This is a genomic window from Micromonospora sp. NPDC049374, assembly GCF_040677165.1.
GTDB lineage: Bacteria > Actinomycetota > Actinomycetes > Mycobacteriales > Micromonosporaceae > Micromonospora.
The window spans coordinates 203,674-225,328 of sequence record NZ_JBFAQH010000003.1 but is presented as its reverse complement, the minus strand read 5'-3'; the positions used below and the strand labels follow the sequence as shown (position 1 = coordinate 225,328).

Here is a 21,655-nt window from a genome sequence, read left to right as displayed (position 1 = left end):
TCGGCGTCTTCGCGGGGTCAGCCCGCCGTCTGCGGAGCCCGTCCACCCAGGTTGAGCCGGGCTAGCAGCTGACGGGCCTGGTCGGCTACGTCGGCCTCCACGGTGACCGCGTACTGGTTGGCCCGCAGGGAACTGGCGGAGGTGAAGTCACGCTGCCCGCCCGTCATCGCATGTGCCACGGCACCGAAGACGGCACCCCAGATCGCACCGATGACGAGGCCGGCGAGGATCACCGCCACCCAGTTGCCGACGGTGAAGATGCCGAACAGCAGGCCGATGAACAGACCGAACCAGGCCCCCGTACCGGCCCCGACCAGCGCCGCGCGAGCGGTGGTCATCCGGCCCAGCACGGTCTCCACCAGGGTCAGGTCGGTGCCGACGATGGCGGTGCGTTCCACCGGGAACCGGTTGTCGGCGAGGTGGTCCACCACCCGCTGGGCGGCCGGATAATCCGGGAACGCGCCGATCGTCACGGTCGGCGGCCCGGTCGGCGGTCCGTGGCCGTCGCCACTGGGAGCGGCCGGGCGGCCGCCGGGACCCGACGGGAGGGTGCCGCCGCCGGTCACACCCGGCTGCCAGGCCGAGGGGTTCGACTGTGTGGTCATGGGTCTCCTCCTTCGTCGCCGGTCGCCTTCCCCCGTCGGCGCGGCGGTAACACCCCGGCGGCCTCCGGCTCGTGCGCCTGCGCTGAAGCGGCGGCCCTACCGGAACAGGGGCGGGCCCCCGGCGCCGCCGGTACGGGCGGCGGCCGGGGGCCCTCGGGACGGGTCGGGCGATCAGGCGCAGGCGGTCCCGTTCAGCGTGTAACCGCTCGGCGCGGACAGGCTGCTGCCGGTGTAGGTGCCCTGAAGACCAACGCTTACCGTGCCGCCGCTGGGCAGGTTGCCGTTCCAGGCGGCGTTGCGGACCGTGATCTGGTTGCCGGACTGGCTCCAGTCACCGTTCCAGCCGTTGCTCAGCTGCACCCCGGAGGCGACGTTGAAGGTGAGGTTCCAGCCGTTCAACGCGGAGCCGCGGTTGGTGACCCGGATCTCGGCGGTGAAGCCACCGGTCCACGTGTTCGGGGTGAACGTCACCGAGCAGCCACCGCCGGGCGGGTTGGTGGTGGGCGGGGTGGTGGTGGGCGGCGTGGTGGTGGGCGGCGTGGTGGTCGGCGGGGTGGTGGTCGGCGGTGCCGTGGTCGGCACCGGACCGGCCGCGATGGCCAGGTCGTACGCCCGCTGCGGCACGAACTGACCCGCTGCCGCGATGCAGCCGTCCGCCTCGCCCGGCAGCTTCACCCAGAGGAACGCGTCGATGGCGGAGTCACCGGTGTTGGTGGTGCTCGGGGTGCCGATCGCCCGCCCCGGCGGGTCACACCATTCGGAGCCGGCCGGGCCGTTGCCGTTGCGGCTGGTGTCGACGACCGCCTTCAGTCGGGAGTTGCCGGTGGCCGCGATGATCTGCTTGGCGTACGAGACCTCGTCGGCGGTGCGGCGGTAGTTCGACACGTTCACCGAGATGCCGTCGGCGCTGTTGGCGATGTCGGCGGCGTTCAGCCGCGCGGCGGCCTCCCCGGCGGAGAGCCAGCCACCGTGGCCGATGTCGAAGTAGACCTTCGCCGCGGACGAACCCCGCTTGAGTGCCTTGCCGGCGTACGCCATCGAGGCCCGTACCTCGGCCTGCTGGCTCTCGTTCATGCAGCTGGTCATGATGGGGAGCACGTCGGGCTCCAGGATGATGCTGGCCGGCCGACCGCCGAGGCCCGCGGCGACCTGGTCCACCCACTGCCGGTAGGCCGAGTGGTTCGGTGCGCCGCCCCCGCTGTGGTTGCTGCAGTCACGGTTGGGGATGTTGTAGACCACCAGGATCGGGATCTTGCCGGCGGCGGCTGCGGCGCCGACGAAGGAGTCCACCTCGGCGCGTACGGTCGAGGTGTTGGTGGTGGTGTACCAGCGGGGCTGGGGGACGCTGGCGATCCGGTCCCGGATCACGGCGGCCTTCGAGTCGTTCGGGTTGGCCGCCACCCAGCGGGCGGCGCTGGTCTGCGGGTCGACGTAGAAGGCGGAGTCGGCGGCCGCGGCGGGCGCGGGGCGCAGCGCGCCCACGCCGACGCTGCCGGCCACGGTCAGTGCCGTCGCCACGACGCCGACCAGAGCGAAGGTGCTTCGGGTTCTCATGGTCTGCTCCTCGTACCCATCGAAGAAAGTGCGTGGAAGCGCTCCCACATGTCCGACAAGGTACGGGCCGATTGCCGGCTTGTGAAGACCTTCCGGAAGTATCCGACCGACCACCGTCTCCCGGGCGTCGAGCCGTGGCGGGCGGGCCGCCCTACGATCATGGGATGCATGGTGAGCGGTCGGGCGTGGTGGTGATCGGTGCCGGGATCGCCGGTGTGGCCTGCGCCCGGGAACTGCGCGACGCCGGCGTACCGGTCCAGATCCGGGAGCGGGGACGGGTGGCCGGCGGCCGGATGGCCAGCCGGCGCTTCGACGGCCGCCCCGCCGACCTCGGCGCGGCCTACCTGACCGTGAGCGACCCCGAGTTCGCCGAGGTGGTACGCGGCTGGCAGGCGGCCGGTCTGGCCCGCGAGTGGACCGACACCTTCGTCGCGTACGACGGTGGGGGCCGCCGCGAGGTCCGCGGGCCGATGCGGTGGGCGGCACCGCGTGGGCTGCGCTCGCTTGTGGAACATCTCGCCCGGGACCTGCCCGTGGTGGTGAACCGGCTGGTGCTCGGGGTCGGGCCGGGACCGACCGTGGACGGCGAGGAGTGCGCGGCGGTGGTGCTGGCGATGCCCGGGCCGCAGGCCGCGTGGCTGCTCGACCCGGGACTCGCCGCGGCCACCGAGGCCGTGGCACGGCAGCGGTGGTCGCCGACCCTGGCGGCGATGCTGCGGTTTCCGAGCCGGCGGTGGAGTGACTTCCGGGGCGCGTTCGTCAACGACCATCCCCTGCTCAGCCTGGTCTGCGACGACGGCGACCGGCGCGGCGACGGTGCTGCGGTCCTGGTCGCCCACACCACCGAGGAGTTCGCGGCCGGACACCTGGCCCAACCCACCGCGGCCGCGCCGGACGTCGAGGCGGCCGTACGCGACCTGCTCGCCCTCGCCGACCGGGCAGAACACCTGCACGTGCACCGGTGGACGTACGCCAAGCCGGCCGACGGTGGTGGCCCGGACACCGGCTTCCACCTCGACGACGACGGCATCGGACTGGCCGGGGACGCGTTCGGAAAACCCCGGGTGCAGACCGCCTGGTGCTCCGGCCGCGACCTCGGCCGGGCGCTGGCCCGCCGGCTGACCTGACCATCGCGCCGCCGGGTGGGCGGCTCAGGCGGCGACGGCTGCGGAAGGCTTCGGGGCCGCCGTCCTGGTACGCGGACCGGACGCGTCCAACAACCGCATGACCGGGGTCGCCGCGACGCCGTGTACAACCACGGAGACGATCACCACCAGGGCGGCGGTGGCCCAGACGAGCTCCGCCTGCGGGAAGTCCGCCTTCGTGGTGGCGTAGGCCAGGTAGTAGAACGAGCCGATGCCCCGGATGCCGAAGGTGGCGATCACCAAATGCTCCGCCGGTCGTCCCGGTGCGCCGCGCAGCGCCAGCCAACCGGCCAGCGGCCGGACCAGGAACACCAGAGCCAGGCCGACCAGCGCGGCGGGCCAGGTCAACGGGGCCAGCAGACCGCCGATCACCGCGCCGCCCAGCAGCAGCAACATCAGCACGGTGAGCAGCCGTTCCACCTGCTCGGCGAAGTCGTGCAGCACCGCGTGGTACTGGTGGCTGCGCTCCGCCGCCCGGATCGCGCGGGCGGCCACGAAGACCGCCAGGAAGCCGTAGCCGCCGGCCACCTCCACCAGCCCGTACGCCAGGAAGGTGGCGGCCAGCGCCAGGAATCCCTCCGCGTGCCGGGCCAGCCGCAACTCGCTGGGCGCCCGGAAGAAGAGCTTGCCGAGCAGCCAACCGATCAGGAGCCCACCGACCAGCCCGGCCCCGACCTTGTAGAGCAGGTCGACAGTGATCCAGCGGACCAGCCAGTCGCCGGGAGCGAGGCCGGTGCCGGCGATCGCGATCGCCGCGTAGACGAACGGAAACGCCAGACCGTCGTTCAACCCCGCCTCCGAGGTGAGCGCGAAGCGAACCTCGTCCTCGGAGTCCGACTCGGCGGTGGGTTCACCGACCTGGACGTCGGAGGCGAGGACCGGATCGGTCGGCGCGAGCGCCGCGGCGAGCAGCAACGCGCTGGCCGGCACCAGGCCCGCCCACCACCACCCGAGCAGTGCGACGGCGGCGATGCACAGCGGCATGGCCACGGCCAGCAGCCGCCACGTCGACGACCAGCGCGCCCAACTCAACGGACGATCGATCTTCAAGCCGGCGCCCATCAGCGCGACGATCACGCAGATCTCGGTCAGATGGGTGGCCAGATCCCGATGTGACAGGGGATCCGGCACGGGCAGTCCGGTGGGCAGCGCGTACACAAGCATCCCGAAGCCGAGGAAGGCCAGCGGCATCGACAGCGGTCGCCGCTCCAACAACCGAGGCAGGATGCCGGCGAGCAGCGCGGCCACGCCGAGCACCGCGAACGCAAAGTCGATCGTCTCCACCGGACCGCCTCTCGCCACGTCCGCGGCACGCGGACAGGTGGCGCACAACGTGCCCCGGCGGAGGTTCCGGTAATCCGGGGAAAACTCCCGCGCCCGGTGACGACGGTGCCGGCCGGTGACCGACGGCGAGCGGCGTCAGCCTCCGTGGAGTGCTCAGGCGGGTGGGAGCAGGATCTCGAACCAGACCGTCGAGCCGCGGACGGTGGGGTCGGTGCCCCAGGCGTCGCTCAGCTCCTCGATCAGACCCAACCCGCGTCCGCGGCTGCTCAGCGTCTCCGTGCGGGCCCGGCTCACCGTGCCCCGGGAACCCGAGTCGGCCACCGACACGAGCAGGCGCTCCGGGCTTAGATCGACCTCCACCCGAGCCGCGGTGCCGGCGTGCAGCAACGCGTTGGTGGTCAGCTCGCTGGTGCACAGCACCGCCGCGCCGATCACCGACTCCGCGACCTCCCACTCGGTGAGCTGGGCGGTCATCCAGTGCCGCACCCGGCTCGGCGCGGTCGGCTCGGCGGGCACCTCCATCCGCGCCGACCGGCTGGGCCGCACCGCGTACTCGACAGCGAGCACGGCCACGTCGTCCTCGGTCGCGCCGGGCACGGCCGCGGAGGCCACCGCGCACAACGACCTCGGGTCGCCGCTGGGTGCCCCGGCCACCGACTCCGCCAGGCGTTCCAGGCCGTCCGACAACCCGCGCCGGCGTCGTTCCACCACACCGTCGCTGAACAGCAGCAGCGTGTCGCCGGGCGAGAACGCGACGGTACGCGTCGCCGCCCGGTAGCCGATCCCCAACGGGGCACCGGAGGGCACGTCGAGGTACTCGGCCCTCGGCTCACCCGTCGCCGCACAGCGACGCACCAGTGGTGCCGGATGACCGGCGCTGGCCAGGGTCAGCTCCTCCCGGCCGACGTCGATGACGCCGAACGCCACGGTGACGAACAGCTCGTACGTGCCGGCCTCGGCGCCGAGGCTGCCTACCAGCCGGTCGAGCCCGGCGAGCACCTGGTCCGGGCGGGGGTCGTTGAGCGCCAGCGCCCGCAGCGCGGCGCGTACCTGGCCCATCCGTGCGGCGGCCTGCACGTCATGGCCGGCGACGTCGCCGAGGACCACACCCAGGTCGCCGGTGGGCAGCACGAACGCGTCGTAGAAGTCCCCGCCCGCGGCGTTGCCGTCGACCCCCGGGTCGTAACGCGCGGCGATCCGCAGGCGGGGCAGGACCGGCAGGTTCTCCGGCAGCATGCTGCGTTGCAGCAGTTGGGCGGTGCCGTGCTGGGTCTCGAACCGGCGGGCCCGTTCGGTGGCCTGCCCGACCAGTTCGGCCGAGGCTGCCAGCAGTGCCCGCTCCGCCGCCGACCACGGATGCGCCGAGCGGTAGCCGACCGTCAGCGCTCCCCGGACCACCGAGGCCCGCAGCGGTACCGCCGCCAGGGCCCGGATCTTCTCGTCGTGCCGGTCCGCCGCGATCTCGTGCAGGGGCTGGCCGTCGTCGATGAAGCTGGCCTGTCCGCTGCGGGCACTGACCACCGCCGGCGCCGACCAGCCGGCCGGGCCGCGCCGCCACAGCGGGGGCAGCCGCTCGTCCGCCTCGTCCACCAACTCGCCGCGGACCCGCCGGACCATCCGCCACCCGCTGCCACCGCCCCCGTCGTCCACCGCGAAGGAGACCCGGTCGGCGTCGAACGAGGTGATCGCGTAGCGCATTGCCACCCGGGCCACGTCGTCCAGGGTGAGCGTGCCGGCGAGCGCCGCGGCGAAATCGCTGAGGCCCTGCAACTGGCGGGTGGCCGGGCTGGTCTCGGCCACCACGGACAGCACGCCGACGACCCGGCCGTGGCTGTCCCGCAACGGTGAGCAGGCACGGGTGTAGACGGGCTGGTCGAGGGCGACGGCGGCAGGGTGCAGGGGGAGCGGGATCTCCCGGTCCAGGACGGGAACGCCGGTGCGATAGGTCTGCTCGACGACGTCACCCACCCCGGGGCGTTGCCAGACCTCGGCGAAGACCTCGGCGGGGGGACGGCCGATGGCCTCCGGGTGCCGATCGCCGATCAGGTCGGCGTACGCGTCGTTGTACAGCAGCAGCAACTCCGCGCCGAGGTGCAGGGCCATCGGGGCCGGAGAGGCGAGCACCACCTCGACGGTCGCGCGGACGGCGGGATCCCACGACTCGTACGGGCCGAGCACCGTGGCACCCCAGCGGGGGTGGCCGGCGACGGTCGCCGTGCCCGGCACCGCCGTGCCCGGCAGCGGGCCTGCTGGCGTGGGTACTCGCCCGACCGTTCCTGGCATGAACGCAGCCTAGTCCGCCCGCTCGACCGGCGTTCCCGATCATCGGCCGGGCGCGCCGGGTCGGGACGTCAGCGCAGGTCAGAGCCGTTCCGGTGCGGTCTGTCCAGAAAAAGGGGGTGATCGGAGCGGCGTGCTGGCCGGGGGAAGGGGTAAGCGCGCGGGGCAATCCATGCGACAGGAGGGACGTCATGCCGGAAACCCTCGCGGCCAGGCAGGTCAACATCGGTGACGCCGCGGCCGACATGTGGAGGTCGGTGCTGCTGTTCGTGCCCCGGGCCATCGCGTTCATCGCGATTCTCGTGGTCGGATGGCTCATCGCCAGAGCCGTGCTCAAGATCGTGGACACGGTCCTGGAACGGGTGGGGTTCGACCGGTGGGTCGAACGGGGCGGTATCAAGCGTGCGCTGGAGCGGACGCGGTACGACGCCAGTGACATCCTGGCGAGGCTCGCGTACTACGCGGTGCTGCTGTTCACCCTTCAGTTCGCCTTCGGCGTCTGGGGGCCGAACGCGATCAGCGATCTGATCGCCGGCGTGGTGGCGTGGCTGCCCCGGGCGTTCGTCGCGATCGTCATCGTGGTGGTGGCCGCCGCGATCGCCAACGCGGTGCGGGATCTCGTCACCGGGGCGCTCGGCGGGCTGTCGTACGGCCGCTTCCTGGCCGACGTGACGGCGATCTTCATCATCGCGCTGGGCGTCATCGCGGCGCTCAACCAGGTGGGTATCGCCACCACCGTCACCCAGCCCGTGCTGATCGCGGTGCTCGCCACGGTGGCCGGCATCCTGATCATCGGCGTCGGTGGTGGTCTGGTGCGGCCGATGCAGAACCGCTGGGAAGGCTGGCTCACCAGAGCGGCCGAGGAGTCGCGGGCGATCCGCGAGCAGCGGCAGGGTGCCGAGGCCGGTCGCGGCGACATGCAGCGGCAGATGGCCGACCGGACCGGCGCGGCCCAGCCGGCCGCCCGGGGATCGGAGTCCTCGATGGCCGGGGGACGGGGTACCTACCAGTCCGGCAACGCGGGCGACGAGACCCAGCAGTTCCGTCCGTGACGGTGCTTCGGTCGCGTTGCCGGTCGCACTGGGACGGGTGTCCGCCGCATGGCGGGCACCCGTCCCACCTCACAACGGTGGTGGCTGCGGCGCCGGGGTGTCCAGCGCGGCCGTAAGCGCGCAGACCGCGAGCAGGCGCAGCAGTACCCAGTCCGCCTCCGCCCAGTCGATCGGGGTGGCCGGCTGCCAGCCGTACTCCTCGGCGGCGGCGCGCACACCGTCGGCGTAACCGGCGAGGGCTGCGGCGGTCAACGGCCGCCGGTCCCCGCGCAGGCTGTCACGCACCGCGGCGGCGTGCTGGTCCACGGCGGCGAGCAGCCCCGGCCGGGCGGAGGCGGCGGCGAGCCCGTCCAGCCCCACGGCGTTGGCGAGCGTGACCAGACTGGACCGGGTCCAGTCGACGGCGGTGGGGGAGACGACCCGGTTCGACGGCACGCGCATGGGGAACGAATGTAGCCAACCCGCAGCGTCGCGACCTCGGCCGCTCGGACGGTCCCGGTATCCGCGGCGGTGCCCGGCAGGTGTCCGAGGGGATCGAGTCGGGCGCGGCGGACGGCGGGTAAGCGGACGCTGCGGCACGACCGGCACCAGGAGGTACGGATGGACACCACCGACGGGCCCGACGAGCAGCACCGGCGTCCGGCCGGAGTGAGCGACGACACGGTGGCCGCCCTCGGCAAGCTCAGCGAGGCCCTGGAGTGCGTGGAACGCGCCCGTGGTTATCTCTACTCGCTGCACCAGCTCATCGGGCACGCCGACCTGATGCTCGACGACGCGGTACGGATGTTCCGCGACGCCGGGCACCCCGGGATCGCCGACCGGATCGCCGACGAACTGGTGGGCCGCAACGTCATCGCCGGTCGGTGGACGTTCCAGATCGTCGAGGACTTCGACGACGGATACCACGCGGTGTTCCGCGACCTGGACCGGTCGGCACGTGACCAACTGGTCGGTGGCCGACGGCACCTCTACGAGGCGGAGATGAAGGAACGCCGCCGGACACACGGGCGTTCGGGCCACGAGGCGCGCCCGGTTGGCGAACCATGAGCCCTCGGCCCGGCCGAGGCGCGCGGCCGGCGAAGTGTGCCGCCTCGACCCGGCCGGTGACCTCGGGCAGCCCCTACTCGGAAGGCGCGTCCGCCGGGCGGCGCCGCGCGGCGTCGTCGGCGATGATCACGGTCGCCACCATCAGCGCGACGCAGAGGCTGAACAGCCACGAGCTGTCGTCGACCAGCCTGGCGGAGACGGGTGCCTGCACTGCGGCGAGGAGGAAGCCGAGCCATGCCAGGCGACGCTGACGCGTGGAGAGGAAGCCGGAGCCCTGATGCATTCCGAAAGTCTTGCGCGCGACGCGGCCATTGCCGTCAGCCGAACGGCCGATTCTGCCTGAGCTGTCCGAATTCGCCGTCCGTTCGGCTGACCTGTTTCCGCTGCCGGCTGTCGCGCTCCGGGTACCTCACGGACCGCTGCCGCGGCCCGGAACGCGTACCCGTGGTGGTGTCAGAGAGTGTCCGGGCCGGTGCGCCCGGTGGTGGAGGGGCGGTAGGCGCGGTCCGGATCGGTGGGTTCGCGGCCGGTGCCGGGCACCTCGCCACCCCGGTCGGCCGCCTCGGGGCCGTGCCCGAAGGCGGCTTCCTCTCCGGCGTCGTTGCCGGTCACGTCGTCGGCCTGCCCGTCGAGCGTGGACCGGGCGACGGCCCGGTCCAGTTCCTCCAGCGGGAGTCGTTCCTCGTTGCGCCACGCCCTGTCGTCGGTCATGCCATCGCGGTACCCCCGCGCCGTCGTCGCAAACGGCACCCCCAGGCCGGGCGTGATCGTTCGGCGGTAGGGCACCGGATCCGGTGCACGCGGCGACGGCCGCCGGGGACACCCGGCGGCCGTCGACGGTCTCATCGCGGGATCAGGGCTGCGGACGGTCGACCTGCCCGCGCCACGCACCGGTCTCCTGACCGCGCCGCTCGATGAACGTCTTGAACCGTTGCAGGTCGCCCTTGGCCCGGCGGTCGACCACGCCGAGCTTGTCGCCGGCCTGCTCGATGACGCCGTGCGGGTCGAACTCCAACTGGAGGCTGACCCGGCTGCTGTTCTCGTCCAGTCGGTGGAAGGTGACCACCCCGGAGTGCTGGGTGCCGCCGGTCGACCGCCACGCCACCCGCTCGTCGGGCAGCTGCTCGGTGATCTCAGCGTCGAACTCCCGCTTGACCCCGGCGATCTCGACGGTCCAGTGGGTCATCGTGTCGGAGACCTGGCGAATCTCCTGCACGCCCTCCATGAACTGCGGAAACTCCTCGAACTGGGTCCACTGGTCGTACGCCGTCCGCACCGGGACGGCCACGTCGACATGCTCAATTACGCCACTCATCAGCATCCTTCCCTGCGCTTGGTGAGGCTTGCGGACCGGTCGGGTCCACCTACCAGCGCGTTGTCTCGTTTGTGTGGCCGAGCGCCGCCCACACCTCGGACACCGTCTGGTACCGGGTGCTCTCGGGCAGGCGCTCCAACGCGGCCAGTACGTCGTCGGGGGCCTCGTTCTCGCGCGCGTTGGCGAGCAGTGCGGCCCGGTCCCCGGGTAGGGCGCTCATCGTGATGAACCGCCCCAACCGGCTGCGGGCCTCGACGTCCTCGGAGGTCATGCCCTGGGGAGCGCCGCTGCGCAGGTCGCCGGCCGGCGCCGTGGTCGGCTCCGGCTGGTCCTCTCCCGCGGGCTCCGGGACGCGGAACTCGTCGACCCGTGAGCCGCCGGTCCCCGGCCCCTGCACGAGGCCGCTGACCTCCTGGCTCATCTGCTCGTCGACCCTCGGTGAGTGCTTGCTGCTGCCGCGATCCATGTCTTCTGCGCTACCCGGCGGGACGGGTGGTAAACCGGTGAGCGGTCACGCACCGGCCGGCGACCGCGGCGGCAGCACCGGCTCGTCGGCGTCCTCCCGGCCGGACTGGAGCCGCCGTCCCCGCTGAAGTTCGGCGTTGATCTGGACACCGAGCATCAGCGCGGAGTTGGACAGGTAGAGCCAGACCAGGAACGCGATCACCGCTCCGAGGCTGCCGTACGTGGTGTTGTACGAGCCGAAGTTCGCCACGTACAACCCGAAGCCGAAGGAGCCGAGCGCCCAGGTGGTCAGGGCCACCACCCCGCCGGGGGTGAGCCAGCGGAAGCGTGGCTGACGCACGTTCGGGGCGACCCAGAACAGCAGGGACATCAACAGCATCGCGATCAACGCAAGCGCCGGCCACTTGGCCACCGCCCACGCGGTGCGGGCCGCACCGCCGGCCCCCACCAGGTCACCGACCGCGTCGGCGACCGGGCCGCTGACGATCAGACCGGCGGCCACGGTGGCGAGCAGCACCAGCGACAGGGCAGCCAGTCCGATCTGTGTCGGGCGCAGCTTCCACACCGGCCGTCCCTCGACCACGCCGTAGATCGCGTTCGAGGCCCGGGTGAACGAGGCGATGAAGTTCGAGGCCGACCAGAGCGCGCCGAGCAGACCGAAGCTGAGCAGCACCCCGGCGGAGCTGTTCTGGTCCACCACCTCGCGGACCACGCCGACGAAACTCTCGTTCGCCACCACGGAGCCGGCACCGACGTCGCGGGCCAGATCGAGCACCGTGTCGACGGTGCGTTCACCGTCGGAGACCAGACCGACCAGGGCCACCACCACGACGGTGGAGGGGAACAGCGCCAGCACCCCGTAGTAGGTGAGCGCGGCGGCCCAGTCCGTGCAGTTGTCCCGCAGGTAGTTGCGTCCGGCGCGGACCAGCACGCCACGCCAGGTCTGCCAGCGGAGCTGGCGGATCCCGGGTAGCCCCGGCACCGGCGGATCGGTCGACGGGGCGTCGGGGTTCGTCGTCGTCATAGCCGCTCCCTGGGCACTGCGGGCACCGTAGCTGGCCCCGCCGGTACCCGGCGCGGTCGAGCGGCAAACGCCGCCGACGTTTGCCGCCGCATCGCCCGGGTACACCAATCCGAATCGCTCGCACACGGAGGAGGATCGAGATGCCCGGGCGCGAGGTACTGCCCAGCACGCTGCGGCGCTCCCCGGAGAAGGCCCAGCGCACCTGGGAGAAGACACACGATTCCGCGGTCGAGACCTACGGCGAGGGCGAGCGGGCGCACCGCACCGCGTTCGCCGCCGTCAAGCACGAGTTCGAGAAGGTCGGCGACCACTGGGAGCCGAAGGGCCGCAAGGGCCCCAGCGACCAGCAGGCCGCCGGCGGTGGCCCCGCCCGGCGGGCACCGACCGCCGGTGGGGTCGACGCGAACGCCCCCAAGGAACACCTCATGGGGGTGGCCCGCGAACTGGACGTGTCGGGGCGGTCGAGCATGACCAAGCCGGAACTGGTCAAGGCCATCCAGAAGGCCAACGACCGCCAGACCCGCAAGGCCCGCGGTCGCTGAGCCGACGTTCGTCGACCCACACGGCCCGTGGCGGGTCGAGCCCGCCGTTCGTCGACAGGGGCCCGACCGGCGTACGCGCCGGGCCGGGCCCCTGCGGCACGCCCGGTCCGAGGCGCCGGTTCACCAGTGGCCGCCGCCGGGTGCCTGAATGTGTACCGCCTTGGTGGCGGTGAACTCGTCGAGCAGCTCCGGTCCGTAACCGAAGCCCTGACCACTGCCCCGGCGGGGGTGCGCGGCACCGGCCGGCGCGCCGCCGAAGACCGCGTTCACCTTCACGGTGCCCACCGGCAGCTCCCGCCAGGCCCGCTGGGCGTGGCTCATCGACCCGGTCAGCACGGTCGCCGCCAACCCGTACGGTGAGTCGGCCGCGCATCGCAGCGCCTCGGAGAACGAGTCGACCACCACCACGGCGGCGACCGGGCCGAACGTCTCCTCGCGGATCAACGCCAGGTCGTGCCGGCAGCGGTCGACCACGGTCGCCGGGTAGAAGGCACCAGGCCCCTCCGGCAGGGTGCCGCCGACGCGCAGCCGGGCGCCGTCCGCCATCGCCGCGATCACCTGCCCGTGGACCTGATCGCGATGGCGCCGATCGACCAGCGGGCCGAGCTGGGTGTCCGGGTCGCGCCCCGGTCCGACCCGCAGTGCGGCGGCCCGCTCGACCAGCGCGTCCACGAAGTCCTCGGCGACGTCGCGGTGGGCGTAGATCCGCTCCACCGCGACGCAGATCTGTCCGGCGTTGGCGAAGGCGCCCAGGGCGGCCTCACCGGCGGCCCAGTTCGGGTCGACGTCGGCGTCGACGATCAGCGGGTCGCTGCCACCGTTCTCCAGCAGCACCTTGGCGCCGGTGCCGGCCGCGGCCGTGGCGATCGCCCGGCCGGTGGCGCTGGAGCCCACGTGGGCGACCATGTCCACCTCGGCGGCGGCCAACGCCGCGCCGGTCGTCGGGCCGCCGCTGAGCAGCGACAGCACCCCGGCCGGCAGGGCGGTGTCGAATGCGCGGGCCAGCAGCCACCCCGTCGCGGGAGTGCGCTCGCTGGGCTTGTGCAGCACCACGTTCCCGGTGACCAGGGCCGCACCGAGCAGCCCGCACGACACGGCGACCGGGTCGTTCCACGGCGTGATGGCAGCCACCACGCCACGCGGCTGTGGCGTCATGAAGTCGATCGCGGCGGGATCGCCGTGCAGGGTACGGCCGCCCCGGGCCGGCGCGAGTTCGGCGTACTGCCGCAGGGTGGCGACGCCCGCCTCGACGCCGCCCCGGGCGTCCGCGAGAGGCTTGCCCATCTCGGCCGTCGTCGCCTGCGCCAGGTCGTCGGCGATCTCGCTGACCGCGTCGGCGATCCGGTGCAGCGCCGCGGCCCGCGCCGCCGGGGCCGTCGCGGCCCACTCGGACGCGACTCCCCGCGCCGCCGCCACCGCCTTGTCGACCTCGTCAGCGGTGGCGATCGGGGCGCTGGTCACCGGGCGGCCATCGGCCGGATCGTGCACCGTCAACTCGCCGGCCTCCCCGCCGGCACCCCAGACCCCACCGATGAGCTGCGTGACCGTGTACATGGCGCGCTGCATGCCCGGGCCCGGCCCCGGCAAACGTTTCGTCGGAACGACTCGGGGTAGCGTCCTCGGATGACTTCGCCAGGTTCCCTCGGTGCCGAGCGGGCCGACGCCGTCGTCGTCGGTGCCGGACACAACGGCCTGGTCGCCGCCAACCTGTTGGCCGACGCGGGTTGGGACGTGCTGGTGCTGGAGGCGACCGGGGTACCCGGCGGGGCGGTGCGCTCGGCCGAGGTGACCGCGCCCGGCTACCTCAGTGACCTCTTCAGCTCGTTCTACCCGCTCGGCTACGCCTCGCCGGTGCTGCGCGGGCTCGGCCTGACCCGGTACGGGCTCTCCTGGCGGCACGCCCCCGACGTGCTGGCCCACCTGTTCCCCGACGACCGGGCCGCCGTGCTCAACCGCGACCCCACCGTCACGGCGGCGTCACTGGAGACCTTCGCCCCCGGTGACGGCGAGCGCTGGCTGACCGCGTACGAGCAGTGGCAGCAGGTCGCCGACCCGATGCTGGAGCTGATCACCACTCCGTTCCCGCCGGTACGCGGCGGCCTCGGCCTGCTGCGCCGACTGCGGGTCGGCGGCTCGCTGCGGCTGGCCCGGCGGCTGGTGCTGCCGGCGAGCCGGCTCGGTGAGGAACTGTTCACCGGTGCCGGCGGGCCGGCGTTGCTCGCCGGCTGCGCCCTGCACACCGACCTGTCCACCGAGGAGGCCGGCTCCGGCGTCTACGGGTGGCTGCTCGCCATGCTCGGCCAGCAGGTCGGCTGGCCGGTGCCGGAGGGCGGCGCGCAGAAGATCACCGACGCGCTGGTTGCCCGGTTGGCCGAGCGGGGCGGCCGGATCCTCTACGGTGCCCGGGTGGACCGGATCCTGGTCGCCCGGGGCCGGGCGGTGGGGGTACGCACCGTCGGCGGTACCAACTGGCGGGCCCGTCGGGCGGTGCTCGCCGACGTGCCCGCGCCCGCGCTGTACCTGGATCTGGTCGGCCCGGCCGTGCTGCCCCCGCGACTGGTGGCCGACCTGGAACACTTCCGCTGGGACGGGTCCACGCTGAAGGTGGACTGGGCGCTGTCCGCCCCGATGCCCTGGACGAACCGCCGCGTGTCCACCGTCGGCACGGTGCACCTGGGAGCGGATCTCAACGGGCTTACCGGTTACGCCGCCACGCTGGCCCTGGGCGAGCTGCCGCCGGACCCGTTCCTGCTGGTGGGGCAGATGTCGGTGGCCGACCCGAGCCACTCGCCGCCGGGCACCGAGTCGCTCTGGTCGTACACCCACCTGCCGTTTCGCCGGCACTGGCGGGCCGACGACATCATGGCCCACGTCGAGCGGATGGAGACGGTGCTGGAAGCCGCCGCCCCCGGGTTCCGCAGTCTGGTCGTGGGCCGGCACGTGGCCGGCCCGGCCGAGCTGGAGGAGGCGAACCCGAGCCTGGTCGGCGGCGCGCTGGGCGGCGGCACCGCCGCCCCCTACCAGCAGCTCTTCCTGCGGCCGGTCCCCGGACTCGGCCGCGCCGACACCCCGGTGGACCGACTCTTCCTGGCCAGCTCGTCGGCACACCCCGGCGGCGGGGTGCACGGCGCACCCGGCGCGAACGCCGCCCGTGCGGCGCTGGCTCGCGACCGGGCCCTCACCGGTGGGTTGTACCAACGGGCGATCGCCAGCGCGCACCGGGCCGTCTACGCGTGACCGCCGGGCCGACCGGTCAGGGCTCGATGTTGCGGTGCCGGGTACGGAGCTTGAACGGCATGAGGGCGCTTTCGATCTTGGTGGCGGTGGTCATCTTCGAGGCACCGTCCCGCCGCTCCTCGAACCGGATCGGCACCTCCAGGATGGTGTGCCCCAACTTGGTGGCCAGGTAGTGCATCTCGACCTGGAAGCTGTAGCCGTTGGACTGCACCCGCTCCAGCCCGATGTCGCGCAGCGCGTCGGCCCGCCAGATCTTGAAACCGGCGGTGAGGTCGCGGATACGTACCCGCAGCAGCGTGTGCACGTACAGGTTCGCCCAGCCACTGAGCGCCCGTCGGTACAGCGGCCAGTTCTCGTCCAGCTCGCCGCCGGGCACGTAGCGTGAGCCGATGACCACACCGGCCTGAGTGGACAGCAGGGCGCCGAGCATGCCCGGCAACGCCTCCGGCGGGTGGGACAGGTCGGCGTCCATCTGGGCCACGTACTCGGCGCCGCCGTCGAGGGCCCGGCCGATCCCGTCCACGTACGCCCGGCCCAGACCCTCCTTGCCCGGCCGGTGCACGACCTGCACCCGTTCCGGATGCTCTATGGCGAGCTTGTCCGCGACCTCACCGGTGCCGTCGGGGGAGTTGTCGTCGGCGACCAGCACCTTCAGGCCGGGTAGGGGCAGCGCGAGGAGACGCTCGACCAGCGTCGGCAGGTTGCCCGCCTCGTTGTAGGTCGGGACCACGACGGTCAGGCGCACGTCCCGCCACGGCGAGGGCAACTGGACGGGTTCGATCATGGGGGACATCCTCGGTCTGCGGACAGGGTTCCCCGTGAGCGTAGCCACTTGTCCCTTCCGGGGTGAAATGGCTCCCCGTCGCCGTGCCCGCGATCAGTCCGGTGTCTTCTGCCGGCGGGCGATGTCGGAGAGCCGGTCCAAGGTCTCCTCGTTGCGCAGATGCAGCACCAGATCATTGATTTTGGTGCGGATCCAACGCAGCGGTCCGGCAGCGAAGTCCTCGGCGAGCAGCACCCGGGTCGCGTCCGTGCCGACGGGTTCCAGGGTGAAGACCACCACCGCCTCCCCGGCTGGCCAGAGTTGCACCCGGAGCACGAGTTTTCGACCCGGCTCGCAGGCCAGCACCGTCGAACAGTCCTCCAGGGAGAACGGCCAGGGACCGGCTCGGTGGTACAGCCGGGTGCCCACCCGGGGCCAGTCCTGGTCCACGTTGCGCATGTGGGCGGTGCCCACCACCCAGTCGCTGTAGGTCCATCCGTCCGCGAGCACCGCCCACACCTGCCCGGCCGGTACCTCGATCAATTTCTCCACGACCGCCACCGCCCCTCGGTACCCGGCCCGTGGCCTCGGCTAACGAGGTGGCCGGGTTAGCTTCTCGGGGACCGCGGGTAAGGCCAACCGCGGGCGGCCGTGCGGGTGCCGCCGGTGCGCGGTGTCCTCAGCCGCGTCGCGGGTGACGTTTACTCACCGGGGCGCAGGGAACCCGCCGCCCGTGCGACAGGACCATGGGGAGCCGGATCAGCGCAGGTCAGCAGGGGTGCTGGCCGAATCCGACCGGACCATGTCCCGCCCGGTCCTGTTCGACGCGGTCCTGCTGGACCGGGACGGCACCCTGGTCGAGGACGTGCCGTACAACTCGGATCCGGACAAGGTGCGCCCGATGCCGGGTGCCCGCGCGGCGTTGGACCGGCTGCGGGCGGCCGGACTGAAGCTCGCCGTGGTGACCAATCAGTCCGGGTTGGCTCGGGGGCTGTTCACCGAACGACAGTTGCACCGGGTGCACCGCCGGATCGAGGCACTGCTCGGCCCGTTCGACTCCTGGCAGGTGTGTCCCCACGACGACGGGGACGGCTGCGCGTGTCGCAAGCCGAGGCCGGGCCTGGTGCACGCCGCAGCTCGGGCGCTGGGCACCGTACCTACCCGCTGCGCCCTGGTTGGTGACATCGGCCGCGACGTCACGGCGGCGCTGGCCGCCGGTGCGGCCGGCATCCTGGTCCCGACGCCGGTGACCCGCGCCGAGGAGGTGGCGGCGGCTCCGTGGGTGGCCGCCGACCTGCCCTCGGCCGTCGCGGAGATCCTGCGGCGTCAGGCCGCACTGGGCCCGGCGAAGCCGATGTCGGGGGCCGGGAACCGTTCCGAGGTCACGGGTGCCCGGCGAGCCGGCGCGGGACGCCCCGGCAGCGGTCGCACCGTTCTGGTGGTGCGGTCGGACTCGGCTGGTGACGTGCTGGTGACCGGACCGGGCATCCGGGCGGTCGCCGCCGGGGCCGAGCGGGTGGTGCTGCTCTGCGGGCCCCGCGGGCGGGCCGCCGCCGACCTGCTGCCCGGGGTCGACGAGGTGATCGAGCACCGGCTGCCCTGGATCGACCCGGCCCCCGCGCCGGTGGATCCGCCGGAGCTGGCCACCCTGGTCAGCCGGCTGGCGGCGGTGGCCGCCGACGAGGCGGTCATCTTCACCTCGTTCCACCAGTCGCCGCTGCCCTTGGCGCTACTGCTGCGGATGGCCGGCGTCGCCCGGATCGCGGCGATCAGCGACGACTACCCGGGCAGCCTGCTGGACGTGCGGCACCGGGTGCCGGTTGGCGTGCCGGAGGCCGAACGGGCCCTGTCCCTGGCCGCCGCCGCCGGTTACGCGCTCGGCGAGGGCGACGAACCGCACCTGCGACTGCGCCCGGTCCCACCGCCACCGCTGGCGGCCGGCGAACCGGGTTACGTGGTGCTGCATCCCGGCTCGGCGGCACCGGCCCGGGGTTGCCCGCCCGAGTTGGCGGAGCGGATCGCCGACGAGCTGAGCGCCGCCGGGTACCGGGTGGTGGTCACCGGCGGTCCCCACGAGCGGGACCTCACCGAGCGGATCGCCGGACGGCACGGCCGGGATCTCGGTGGCCGCACCGGCCTGGCCGAGTTGGCCGGGATCGTGGCCGCGGCCGGCGCGGTGGTGGTCGGCAACACCGGTCCGGCGCACCTGGCCGCCGCGTACGGCGTGCCGGTGGTCAGCCTCTTCGCCCCCACCGTCCCCTTCGGGCAGTGGGGGCCGTGGCGGGTGCCGACGGTACGCCTCGGCGACGCCAGCGCCGCCTGCCGCGACACCCGGGCCGCACGGTGTCCGGTACCCGGGCATCCTTGCCTGAGCGACATCGAGCCAGGTGCCGTCCTCGACGCGCTGCGACTGCTGGGTGTGGCGCCGGACCGGGTGGCCACCGGTCCGGCCGGGCCCACGACGGCACCCGAGGTGGCCACCGTCGGCGGTGGGGGCGGCCGATGAACATCCTGCTCTGGCACGTGCACGGTTCCTGGACCACCTCGTTCGTGCACGGCAAGCACCGCTACCTGATCCCGGTCACCCCGGACCGGGGGCCGTACGGGCTGGGCCGCGCCCGGACGTACACCTGGCCGGAGAGCGCCGCGGAGGTGAGCCCGGAACAGTTGCGCACCGCGGACGTCGACCTAATGATCCTGCAACGCCCCGAGGAACTCGACCTGGCCGAGCAGTGGCTCGGTCGCCGGCCCGGCCGGGACCTGCCGGCGATCTACGTGGAGCACAACACGCCGAAGGACGGCCAGATCCCCAACAGCCGCCACCCGATGGCCGACCGGGACGACCTGCTCATCGCCCACGTGACCGCGTTCAACGAGCTGTTCTGGGACACCGGTACCACCCGCACCACTGTCGTCGACCACGGCATCGTGGCACCCACGGCGGCCTGGACCGGCGAACTGGACCGGCTGGCCGTGGTGATCAACGAGCCGGTACGCCGGTGGCGGGTCACCGGCACCGACCTGCTGCCCCGGTTCGCCGAGATCGCCCCGCTGGACGTCTTCGGCATGAAGGTGGCCGGGCTGGCCGAGCACCTCGGTCTGCCGGCTGACCGGTTGAAAAGCCACGACGACGTGCCGCAGCACCGGATGCACGCCGAGTTGGCGCGCCGCCGGGCGTACCTGCACCTGTGCCGGTGGACGTCGCTGGGGCTGAGCCTGATCGAGGCGATGGCCATGGGGATGCCGGTGGTGGCGTTGGCCACCACCGAAGCGGTGATGGCGGTGCCACCGGGTGCCGGTGCCCTTTCCACCCGGGTCGACACCCTGCTGGAGGCCGCCGACCGCTTCGTCGCCGAACCGCAGCGGGCGCGCGCGGCCGGCGCCGAGGCTCGCGCCGCCGCTCGTGAACGTTACGGCCTCGACCGTTTCCTCACCGACTGGGACCGGCTGCTGGAGGAGGAAGTATGCGGATAGCGATGATCTCGGAGCACGCCAGCCCGCTCGCCATCCTGGGCGGCGAGGACGCCGGTGGCCAGAACACGCACGTCGCGGAACTCTCCGCCGCGCTCGCCGCCGCCGGGCACGACGTACGGGTCTACACCCGCCGCGACGCGGTGGACCTACCGGTGACCGTACGCAGCCCGGACGGCTACGACGTGGTGCACGTGCCGGCCGGGCCGGCCGAGCCGGTGGCGAAGGACGCCCTGCTGCCGCACATGCGCCCGTTCGGCGCCTGGCTGATCGACAGGTGGCGGGGCGGGGACTGGGCCCCCGAGGTGATCCACGCCCACTTCTGGATGAGTGGGCTCGCCGCGCTTGAGGCCGGCCGGCAGACCGGGGTGCCGGTGGTGCAGACCTACCACGCCCTCGGCACGGTGAAGCGTCGTTACCAGGGTGTGCAGGACACCAGCCCGGCCCGGCGGATCGGCTACGAACGCCAACTGGGTCGTTCGGTCGACCGGGTGATCGCCCAGTGCCGCGACGAGGTCGGTGAGCTGGTCCGGATGGGGGTCCCACGCACGGCGATGACGGTGATCCCGTCCGGTGTCAACCTCGCCACCTTCGCCCCGCTGGGGCCGGCCACAGAGCGGGAGCCCGGGCGACCCCGGATCCTCACCGTCGGCCGGTTGGTGGAACGCAAGGGCTTCCAGACGGTGGTACGGGCGATGGCGCACGTCCCCGAGGCCGAGTGCGTCGTGGTCGGTGGTCCGCCGGCCGGCCTGCTGGAGAGCGACCCGTACGCCCGGCGGCTGCGGGCGCTCGCCGGCAGTTGCGGTGTCGCCGACCGGGTTCGCCTGGTCGGTGCGGTGCCCCGGGAGGAGATGGGCCGCTGGTACCGCTCGGCGGACATCCTGGTCGCCGCGCCCTGGTACGAACCGTTCGGGCTGACCCCGCTGGAGGCGATGGCGTGCGGGGTGCCGGTGGTGGCCACCGCCGTCGGCGGCCTGCGTGACACGGTGGTCGACGGCGTGACCGGGGACCTGGTGCCGGCGCGGGATCCGCGCGCGCTGGGGGAGGCGCTGCGTGCGCTGCTCGACGACCGGATCCGCCGGTTCGCGTACGCGGGCGCGGCGCGGGCCCGGGCCCGCCGCCACTACTCGTGGGCGGTCACCGCGCAGCGCCTCGCCGAGGTCTACGACGAGGTGGCCGCGGTACACCGACCGACCCGGGTGGTGGCCTGATGAGCCTGCTCGACGCGCACCTGGCACACCTGACCGCGGCGCTGCCACCGTTCCGGCGCTGCGAGCCGCTGCTCAACCGGTGGGGCGCGGCGCTGGCCCGGCGGCTCACCGACGGCGGTCGGCTGCTCGTCGCCGGCAACGGTGGCAGCGCCGCCGAGGCGCAACACCTGACTGCCGAACTGGTCGGCAAGCTCCGCGACGACCGTCAGCCGCTGTCCGCCATCGCGCTGCACGCCGAGACGTCGGCGTTGACCGCGATCGGCAACGACTACGGCTACGAGGAGGTGTTCGCCCGGCAGGTCCGCGCGCACGGCCGACCCGACGACGTGCTGCTGTTGCTGTCCACCAGCGGTGGCAGCGGCAACCTGCTCGCCGCCGCGCGGGCCGGTCGGGAGGTGGGACTGCGCTGCTGGGCGTTCACCGGGCCGGTGCCGAACCCGCTCGCCGAGGCGTGTCACGAGGTGCTCGCCGTGGACTCGCCGGACACCCAGGTGGTCCAGGAGTTGCATCTGGTCTCCAGCCACCTGCTCTGCGAGTACGTCGAGCAGGCGATGGCGGATCAGCTGACACCGGTGGCGCCGGCGGCCGGTGCGGTGCGGGCCGGTGTCGAGGTGGTGCTGGACGGCGGTGCCGCCCGGCCGGTGCAGGCGTGAGGAGGCA

At 73.1% G+C, this 21,655-nt stretch carries 22 protein-coding genes; 9 read left to right on the top strand and 13 right to left on the bottom strand.

The genetic code is table 11. The annotated features are described in order from the left end of the window. Window positions 1-17: 17 nt before the first annotated feature. On the bottom strand, window positions 18-605 hold the full coding sequence (locus AB0J93_RS07000; RefSeq protein WP_363918946.1) for a general stress protein: 588 nt from the start codon (window positions 603-605) through the stop codon (window positions 18-20). A gap of 171 nt (window positions 606-776) precedes the next feature. Next, a complete protein-coding gene (locus tag AB0J93_RS06995; protein WP_363918944.1) occupies window positions 777-2,159 on the bottom strand; it encodes a glycoside hydrolase family 6 protein in 1,383 nt (460 codons plus the stop codon). A gap of 164 nt (window positions 2,160-2,323) precedes the next feature. Between AB0J93_RS06995 and AB0J93_RS06990 the strand changes: the two genes are divergently transcribed. Beyond that, a complete protein-coding gene (locus tag AB0J93_RS06990) occupies window positions 2,324-3,286 on the top strand; it encodes an FAD-dependent oxidoreductase (RefSeq protein ID WP_363918942.1) in 963 nt (320 codons plus the stop codon). A 24-nt stretch (window positions 3,287-3,310) separates the two neighbouring features. On the opposite strand, the gene AB0J93_RS06985 is transcribed toward AB0J93_RS06990, so the two are convergent. Next, window positions 3,311-4,588 (bottom strand): cation:proton antiporter, encoded by a 1,278-nt coding sequence (locus tag AB0J93_RS06985; RefSeq protein ID WP_363918940.1) that lies wholly within the window; start codon window positions 4,586-4,588, stop codon window positions 3,311-3,313. A 153-nt stretch (window positions 4,589-4,741) separates the two neighbouring features. Continuing rightward, window positions 4,742-6,871, bottom strand: a complete 2,130-nt coding sequence (locus AB0J93_RS06980) for a SpoIIE family protein phosphatase (protein WP_363918938.1) — start codon at window positions 6,869-6,871, stop codon at window positions 4,742-4,744. Between the two features lie 188 nt (window positions 6,872-7,059). On the opposite strand from AB0J93_RS06980, the gene AB0J93_RS06975 reads away from it, so the two are divergent. Further along, window positions 7,060-7,920: a hypothetical protein gene (locus tag AB0J93_RS06975; RefSeq protein WP_363918936.1), complete on the top strand. Its 861-nt coding sequence runs from the start codon at window positions 7,060-7,062 to the stop codon at window positions 7,918-7,920. Between the two features lie 69 nt (window positions 7,921-7,989). Here AB0J93_RS06975 and AB0J93_RS06970 read toward each other — a convergent pair whose 3' ends face one another. Continuing rightward, complete coding sequence (locus AB0J93_RS06970) at window positions 7,990-8,361, bottom strand: DUF6401 family natural product biosynthesis protein (RefSeq protein ID WP_363918934.1); 372 nt, start codon at window positions 8,359-8,361, stop codon at window positions 7,990-7,992. Window positions 8,362-8,520: 159 nt separating this feature from the next. Between AB0J93_RS06970 and AB0J93_RS06965 the strand changes: the two genes are divergently transcribed. Continuing rightward, window positions 8,521-8,967, top strand: coding sequence for a hypothetical protein (locus AB0J93_RS06965; RefSeq protein ID WP_363918932.1), 447 nt, complete (start codon window positions 8,521-8,523; stop codon window positions 8,965-8,967). A 73-nt stretch (window positions 8,968-9,040) separates the two neighbouring features. Here AB0J93_RS06965 and AB0J93_RS06960 read toward each other — a convergent pair whose 3' ends face one another. From AB0J93_RS06960 to AB0J93_RS06940, 5 genes are all read right to left on the bottom strand, one after another. Beyond that, a complete protein-coding gene (locus tag AB0J93_RS06960; RefSeq protein WP_363918930.1) occupies window positions 9,041-9,250 on the bottom strand; it encodes a hypothetical protein in 210 nt (69 codons plus the stop codon). Between the two features lie 170 nt (window positions 9,251-9,420). Continuing rightward, entirely contained in the window at window positions 9,421-9,678 is a 258-nt protein-coding gene (locus AB0J93_RS06955) for a hypothetical protein (protein ID WP_099846597.1), read from the bottom strand. A 142-nt stretch (window positions 9,679-9,820) separates the two neighbouring features. Beyond that, entirely contained in the window at window positions 9,821-10,282 is a 462-nt protein-coding gene (locus AB0J93_RS06950) for an SRPBCC family protein (protein WP_363918928.1), read from the bottom strand. A gap of 49 nt (window positions 10,283-10,331) precedes the next feature. Continuing rightward, the gene (locus AB0J93_RS06945; protein WP_363918926.1) at window positions 10,332-10,748 is read right to left on the bottom strand and encodes a DUF2795 domain-containing protein; all 417 of its coding nucleotides are present in this window, start codon (window positions 10,746-10,748) and stop codon (window positions 10,332-10,334) included. A 45-nt stretch (window positions 10,749-10,793) separates the two neighbouring features. Then, window positions 10,794-11,771 carry a YihY/virulence factor BrkB family protein gene (locus AB0J93_RS06940; protein WP_363918924.1) on the bottom strand — a complete coding sequence of 326 codons (978 nt, stop codon included), beginning with the start codon at window positions 11,769-11,771 and terminating at the stop codon, window positions 10,794-10,796. A 140-nt stretch (window positions 11,772-11,911) separates the two neighbouring features. Here AB0J93_RS06940 and AB0J93_RS06935 point away from each other — a divergent pair, with 140 nt between their 5' ends. Further along, window positions 11,912-12,313, top strand: a complete 402-nt coding sequence (locus AB0J93_RS06935) for a ChaB family protein (RefSeq protein ID WP_363918922.1) — start codon at window positions 11,912-11,914, stop codon at window positions 12,311-12,313. Between the two features lie 120 nt (window positions 12,314-12,433). Here AB0J93_RS06935 and AB0J93_RS06930 read toward each other — a convergent pair whose 3' ends face one another. Beyond that, window positions 12,434-13,867, bottom strand: coding sequence for an aldehyde dehydrogenase family protein (locus AB0J93_RS06930; RefSeq protein ID WP_363918920.1), 1,434 nt, complete (start codon window positions 13,865-13,867; stop codon window positions 12,434-12,436). Window positions 13,868-13,936: 69 nt separating this feature from the next. On the opposite strand from AB0J93_RS06930, the gene AB0J93_RS06925 reads away from it, so the two are divergent. Then, a complete protein-coding gene (locus AB0J93_RS06925; protein WP_363918918.1) occupies window positions 13,937-15,550 on the top strand; it encodes an NAD(P)/FAD-dependent oxidoreductase in 1,614 nt (537 codons plus the stop codon). Between the two features lie 16 nt (window positions 15,551-15,566). Here the strand turns inward: AB0J93_RS06925 and AB0J93_RS06920 are convergent, their stop codons facing one another. Both AB0J93_RS06920 and AB0J93_RS06915 read right to left on the bottom strand, forming a co-directional pair. Then, the gene (locus AB0J93_RS06920) at window positions 15,567-16,334 is read right to left on the bottom strand and encodes a polyprenol monophosphomannose synthase (protein ID WP_210824628.1); all 768 of its coding nucleotides are present in this window, start codon (window positions 16,332-16,334) and stop codon (window positions 15,567-15,569) included. A 93-nt stretch (window positions 16,335-16,427) separates the two neighbouring features. Further along, window positions 16,428-16,865, bottom strand: coding sequence for an SRPBCC family protein (locus AB0J93_RS06915; protein WP_363918916.1), 438 nt, complete (start codon window positions 16,863-16,865; stop codon window positions 16,428-16,430). A gap of 250 nt (window positions 16,866-17,115) precedes the next feature. On the opposite strand from AB0J93_RS06915, the gene AB0J93_RS06910 reads away from it, so the two are divergent. From AB0J93_RS06910 to AB0J93_RS06895, 4 genes are read left to right on the top strand one after another with little or no spacing between them, the layout of a single operon-like run. Next, entirely contained in the window at window positions 17,116-18,819 is a 1,704-nt protein-coding gene (locus tag AB0J93_RS06910; RefSeq protein ID WP_363919462.1) for an HAD-IIIA family hydrolase, read from the top strand. Then, entirely contained in the window at window positions 18,816-19,787 is a 972-nt protein-coding gene (locus AB0J93_RS06905; protein ID WP_363918914.1) for a glycosyltransferase, read from the top strand. The genes AB0J93_RS06910 and AB0J93_RS06905 overlap by 4 nt, the downstream gene beginning before the upstream one ends. Beyond that, the gene (locus tag AB0J93_RS06900; protein ID WP_363918912.1) at window positions 19,778-20,995 is read left to right on the top strand and encodes a glycosyltransferase; all 1,218 of its coding nucleotides are present in this window, start codon (window positions 19,778-19,780) and stop codon (window positions 20,993-20,995) included. The genes AB0J93_RS06905 and AB0J93_RS06900 overlap by 10 nt, the downstream gene beginning before the upstream one ends. Beyond that, window positions 20,995-21,648, top strand: coding sequence for an SIS domain-containing protein (locus tag AB0J93_RS06895; RefSeq protein WP_363918910.1), 654 nt, complete (start codon window positions 20,995-20,997; stop codon window positions 21,646-21,648). The genes AB0J93_RS06900 and AB0J93_RS06895 overlap by 1 nt, the downstream gene beginning before the upstream one ends. Window positions 21,649-21,655 lie beyond the last annotated feature (7 nt).

What these genes read in the sequence shown, in the direction of transcription:
- AB0J93_RS07000 (WP_363918946.1), bottom strand. Translation starts at nt 605, where the DNA reads ATGACCACACAGTCGAACCCCTCGGCCTGGCAGCCGGGTGTGACCGGC.
- AB0J93_RS06995 (WP_363918944.1), bottom strand. Translation starts at nt 2,159, where the DNA reads ATGAGAACCCGAAGCACCTTCGCTCTGGTCGGCGTCGTGGCGACGGCA.
- AB0J93_RS06990 (WP_363918942.1), top strand. Translation starts at nt 2,324, where the DNA reads ATGCATGGTGAGCGGTCGGGCGTGGTGGTGATCGGTGCCGGGATCGCC.
- AB0J93_RS06980 (WP_363918938.1), bottom strand. Translation starts at nt 6,871, where the DNA reads ATGCCAGGAACGGTCGGGCGAGTACCCACGCCAGCAGGCCCGCTGCCG.
- AB0J93_RS06975 (WP_363918936.1), top strand. Translation starts at nt 7,060, where the DNA reads ATGCCGGAAACCCTCGCGGCCAGGCAGGTCAACATCGGTGACGCCGCG.
- AB0J93_RS06970 (WP_363918934.1), bottom strand. Translation starts at nt 8,361, where the DNA reads ATGCGCGTGCCGTCGAACCGGGTCGTCTCCCCCACCGCCGTCGACTGG.
- AB0J93_RS06965 (WP_363918932.1), top strand. Translation starts at nt 8,521, where the DNA reads ATGGACACCACCGACGGGCCCGACGAGCAGCACCGGCGTCCGGCCGGA.
- AB0J93_RS06960 (WP_363918930.1), bottom strand. Translation starts at nt 9,250, where the DNA reads ATGCATCAGGGCTCCGGCTTCCTCTCCACGCGTCAGCGTCGCCTGGCA.
- AB0J93_RS06955 (WP_099846597.1), bottom strand. Translation starts at nt 9,678, where the DNA reads ATGACCGACGACAGGGCGTGGCGCAACGAGGAACGACTCCCGCTGGAG.
- AB0J93_RS06950 (WP_363918928.1), bottom strand. Translation starts at nt 10,282, where the DNA reads ATGAGTGGCGTAATTGAGCATGTCGACGTGGCCGTCCCGGTGCGGACG.
- AB0J93_RS06945 (WP_363918926.1), bottom strand. Translation starts at nt 10,748, where the DNA reads ATGGATCGCGGCAGCAGCAAGCACTCACCGAGGGTCGACGAGCAGATG.
- AB0J93_RS06940 (WP_363918924.1), bottom strand. Translation starts at nt 11,771, where the DNA reads ATGACGACGACGAACCCCGACGCCCCGTCGACCGATCCGCCGGTGCCG.
- AB0J93_RS06935 (WP_363918922.1), top strand. Translation starts at nt 11,912, where the DNA reads ATGCCCGGGCGCGAGGTACTGCCCAGCACGCTGCGGCGCTCCCCGGAG.
- AB0J93_RS06930 (WP_363918920.1), bottom strand. Translation starts at nt 13,867, where the DNA reads ATGTACACGGTCACGCAGCTCATCGGTGGGGTCTGGGGTGCCGGCGGG.
- AB0J93_RS06925 (WP_363918918.1), top strand. Translation starts at nt 13,937, where the DNA reads ATGACTTCGCCAGGTTCCCTCGGTGCCGAGCGGGCCGACGCCGTCGTC.
- AB0J93_RS06920 (WP_210824628.1), bottom strand. Translation starts at nt 16,334, where the DNA reads ATGATCGAACCCGTCCAGTTGCCCTCGCCGTGGCGGGACGTGCGCCTG.
- AB0J93_RS06910 (WP_363919462.1), top strand. Translation starts at nt 17,116, where the DNA reads ATGTCCCGCCCGGTCCTGTTCGACGCGGTCCTGCTGGACCGGGACGGC.
- AB0J93_RS06905 (WP_363918914.1), top strand. Translation starts at nt 18,816, where the DNA reads ATGAACATCCTGCTCTGGCACGTGCACGGTTCCTGGACCACCTCGTTC.
- AB0J93_RS06900 (WP_363918912.1), top strand. Translation starts at nt 19,778, where the DNA reads ATGCGGATAGCGATGATCTCGGAGCACGCCAGCCCGCTCGCCATCCTG.
- AB0J93_RS06895 (WP_363918910.1), top strand. Translation starts at nt 20,995, where the DNA reads ATGAGCCTGCTCGACGCGCACCTGGCACACCTGACCGCGGCGCTGCCA.